The organism is Mycobacterium sp. TH-M82, from assembly GCF_057473605.1.
The window spans coordinates 1-3,820 of the sequence record NZ_JBYCKY010000704.1 but is presented as its reverse complement, the minus strand read 5'-3'; the positions used below and the strand labels follow the sequence as shown (position 1 = coordinate 3,820).

At 63.7% G+C, this 3,820-nt stretch carries 5 protein-coding genes; 2 read left to right on the top strand and 3 right to left on the bottom strand.

Features of this window, described 5'->3' with window-relative positions; translation table 11 throughout:
- The 3 genes from AC2VON_RS20620 to AC2VON_RS20610 all read right to left on the bottom strand — a co-directional run.
- Nucleotides 1-557, bottom strand: a 557-nt coding sequence (locus tag AC2VON_RS20620) for a transposase (RefSeq protein WP_207549630.1), incomplete at its 3' end; no start/stop codon positions are given.
- 39 nt (nucleotides 558-596) lie between these two features.
- Nucleotides 597-1,283, bottom strand: coding sequence for an IclR family transcriptional regulator (locus AC2VON_RS20615; protein WP_226519334.1), 687 nt, complete (start codon nucleotides 1,281-1,283; stop codon nucleotides 597-599).
- 122 nt (nucleotides 1,284-1,405) lie between these two features.
- Nucleotides 1,406-1,663, bottom strand: a complete 258-nt coding sequence (locus tag AC2VON_RS20610) for an aldehyde dehydrogenase family protein (protein WP_083339453.1) — start codon at nucleotides 1,661-1,663, stop codon at nucleotides 1,406-1,408.
- 136 nt (nucleotides 1,664-1,799) lie between these two features.
- Here AC2VON_RS20610 and AC2VON_RS20605 point away from each other — a divergent pair, with 136 nt between their 5' ends.
- Nucleotides 1,800-3,104, top strand: coding sequence for an IS256 family transposase (locus AC2VON_RS20605; protein ID WP_099250435.1), 1,305 nt, complete (start codon nucleotides 1,800-1,802; stop codon nucleotides 3,102-3,104).
- Nucleotides 3,105-3,150: 46 nt separating this feature from the next.
- Nucleotides 3,151-3,795 (top strand): type 2 periplasmic-binding domain-containing protein, encoded by a 645-nt coding sequence (locus AC2VON_RS20600; protein WP_486954579.1) that lies wholly within the window; start codon nucleotides 3,151-3,153, stop codon nucleotides 3,793-3,795.
- Nucleotides 3,796-3,820 lie beyond the last annotated feature (25 nt).

The window sequence follows — 3,820 nt, the reverse complement described above, 5'->3', positions numbered from 1 at the left end:
CCGTCGACCCACAGGTACACGTAGTCGACCTGCGAGAGGTCCCTGGTGCCGAAGGCCTTCGCCTCGTCCTGCCACTGGGCCGTGAGCCGGGTGATCGAGGATGCGGACAGTCCGGCGCCGGTGCCGAGGAACTGTTCGAGCGCCGGCCCGAAGTCACTGGTTGACAGGCCGTGCAGGTACAGCAGCGGCAGCACCTCCGATACCTGCTCGGACTTGCGAGCCCAGGCGGGCAGGATCGCCGAGGAGAACCGCTTGCGCTCGCCGGTATCGGGGTCGATCCGCTTGTCGTTCACGCGGGGCGCCTTCACCGCCACCGCACCCGCCGAGGTCACGACCTCACGTTCGGCGTGGTATCCGTTGCGGACCACCAGTCGGTGGCCGTGTTCGTCGACCTCACCGGCATACCGGGCTACATAGTCGGCGACCTCGGCCTGCAACGCCGCGGCCAGCATCTGCCGGGCACCGTCGCGGACGATCTGGTCGAGCAACGACCGGCCCGCACCGGCCGCATTGCGGGTCTCGTTGGAGTCGTCGTTGTTGTCTACTACCGTGAGCACGGGCGTGCCTTCCCGCCAGCGCGCCAACGCTGGTCTTGATCAGAATTCGGATTCCTTGCAGATCATCTTCCGGGAAGGCACGCCCGCCCGGGATCCACAGGTTCTGATCATTGCTCCGCTCTTTCTGACCTCTACCAACTCGGCGCACAACTGGGTGAGGGTGCTCACTGAATTCTGGGTGAGTTGTTCCAAATTTGGGTCAGGGTACAGTTTGTGAAGCTCTTCATCGGAGAAGTTGGCAAGCATGGCCTTACCGGTCGACGTGCAGTGTGCAGGCATGGTCCTACCCAGGCGCGATACCACCCGCACGGCGGACGGGCTCTCGAGCGCCGCGATGAAGCGGACCGACGTGCCATCCAGCATCCCGATATGCACTGTTTCCTGCAGCGCATCGCTGAGCTGGCGCAGAATCGGAGCTGCGATGCGCGGTATATCCATTCTGGCGAAAACAGCGAACGCCACCCCGGTCAAGGCCGGTCCGGGCAGATAAGCCTTGCTGATCGGATCCTGGCGGACGAAACCGCGATACTGAAGCATCGATAACAGCCGATGCGCAGTCGACGATGCCACGTCTAGATAGACGCTTGCCTCGGTAAGACGGACCTCTGATCGTTCACCCAGGAGTAGAAGTAGGCGAAGAGCGTTGTCGACAGCCTTGATCGGATACTGAGGCGGTTTAGCGGTACCGAGTTGATCCATTTGTCGCGTTTGCGCCGGTCTCTGCATGGCAGAAAGGGTACCTCCCCTGAGGAACGAGTGAGGCCTGCCGCGCAATTGGTGACTCTTGCGCGATCGGAAGCCCGGGTACCTGGAGTCAAGTATCGTCAGCGCCGCCCGGATCGTTCCGCTCAGCCTCGGGTGCATTCGCGTTCGGCGAAGGCTACCTGGCCACCCAGGACGCCTCCCCTTGATAGCGGGCTCGCGGGCGGTTGGGTCATCGGCTTAACGGTCTCGATCATGCGAAACGCGCTCGTGAACTCCACGTCGAGCAGCGCGAGTTCTTCGGTATGCTCTCGCATGAGTGTCGCCAAAGCTCGCAGCATGGTGCCGCGCTGCCGCGGCGTCCGGAGTGCCCAGTCACGTTGGGCAGCATGCGCAGTCGCCACCGAGCAATGATCAGAACCTGTGGATGAGCCTCGGCGAGGTGGCGTGAAAGTGGGCGCACCTTCCCGAGGATGATCATCACGGAAACAGGATCTCGATCAAGACCGGCGTTGGCGCGCTGGTTGGGAAGGTACGCCCATGCTCACGGTAGTTCACGACGCGGAATCAGCCAACGAGAACGGCAGCGGTGCTGGTCGGTCGTTGTTGGATGAGATCGTCCGCGACGGTGCGCGGCAGATGTTGGCGGCGGCACTGCAGGCTGAAGTAGCCGCCTACGTCGACGCCCATGCCGGTGAGGTCGACGACAACGGTCGGCGTCTGGTGGTCCGCAACGGCTATCACCACGAACGTGACATCCTCACCGCCGCGGGTGCGGTCACGGTGACCGCCCCGCGGGTCAACGACAAGCGCATCGACGCCGTTACCGGTGAGCGGCAACGGTTTTCCTCGGCGATCCTGCCGGCGTGGGCACGCAAGTCCCCGCAGATGACCGAGGTGCTGCCACTGCTGTACCTGCACGGGCTCTCGACGAGTGACTTCGGTCCGGCGCTGGAGCAGTTTCTCGGCTCGAGTGCCGGACTGTCGGCCACGACGATCACCCGGCTCACCAGCCAATGGCAGGACGAAGCGAAGACTTTCGGCGAGCGTGACCTCTCGGGCACCGATTACGTCTACCTGTGGGTCGACGGCATCCACCTCAAGGTCCGCCTCGAGCAGGAGAAGCTCTGCCTGCTGGTGATGATCGGGGTCCGCTCCGATGGCCGCAAGGAACTCGTCGCCCTGGCCGACGGATACCGAGAATCGACCGAGTCGTGGGCCGATCTGCTGCGGGGCTGCCGCCGCGGGATGACCGCGCCGGTGCTGGCCGTCGGCGACGGTGCACTGGGCTTCTGGAAGGCGATGCGCGAGGTCTTCCCGGCTACCCGCGAGCAACGCTGCTGGTTCCACAAACAGGCCAATGTCCTTTCCTGCCTGCCTAAATCGGCGCACCCGGCAGCATCAGCGGCGATCAAAGAGATCTACAACGCCGAGGACATCGACCACGCGCAGGTCGCCATCAAGGCCTTCGAGATCGACTACGGCGCCAAGTACCCCAAAGCGGTCGCCAAGATCGTCGACGACGCCGACGTGCTCCTGGAATTCTACAAATACCCAGCCGAACACTGGATCCATTTGAGAACCACGAACCCGATCGAATCAACGTTTGCCACCGTCCGCTTGCGGACCAAGGTCACCAAGGGCCCGGGATCCCGGGCGGCCGGAATTGCCATGGCCTACAAGCTCATCGACGCCGCGCAAGCCCGCTGGCGGGCAGTCAACGCACCCCACCTGGTCGCCCTCGTCCGTGCCGGCGCCGTCTTCCACAAAGGCAAGCTACTCGAACGCCCCGCCGACATCACACCGCCCGAGCCGGGCGAAACAACCGAAACCGAGGTCGCCTGAAACACCCCGATCCACAGGTATTGACAATATCTCGGCGCGGGGACTTTTGCAGACCCTGCACATCGGGGGGATAGGGGTCGACGACGTCGAGTTGGTGCGTATCGAAAGCCCTGGCGTCGACGTGCCCGAAGAGCGGCTGGAAGCAGCGGCCAGTGTCAAAGGCGCTGACCTGTTTCCCGACGTGGCCGGCCACCAGAGGGACATCCTGGATAGCGGCAACGTTGATGCGCTGTTCACCTGGTTGCCCTGGGCGGCGGAGTTAGAAGATCTCAGCGGAGCGCGGGTGCTCGCCGATCTCGGCGATGACCAACGAAGCCGGTATGCCAGTGTCTGGACGGTCAGCGCTCAGCTGGTTGACGAGCGACCCGACCTGGTGCAACGACTCGTCGACGCGGCGGTCCAAGCCAGCCGTTGGGCACAGGCCCATCCCGAGGAAACCGTTGGCATCCATGCCGCCAACCTCGGGGTCGCGCCCTCGGCGATCGGACGCGGTTTCGGCGCTGATTTCGCCCAACATCTGATCCCACGGCTTGACGACTCGGCACTGGCCGTTGTCGACCAAACTCAACAGTTCCTCCTCGACCACAATCTCCTCGACCATCCGGTGGACCTCACGCAGGAGGAATTGTCAATACCTGTGGATCGGAGTGTTTCAGGCGACCTCCGTTCCGGTGTGCTGATCGCCGTCTGAGGGCGGTTGCGGTGGGGTGATGTCG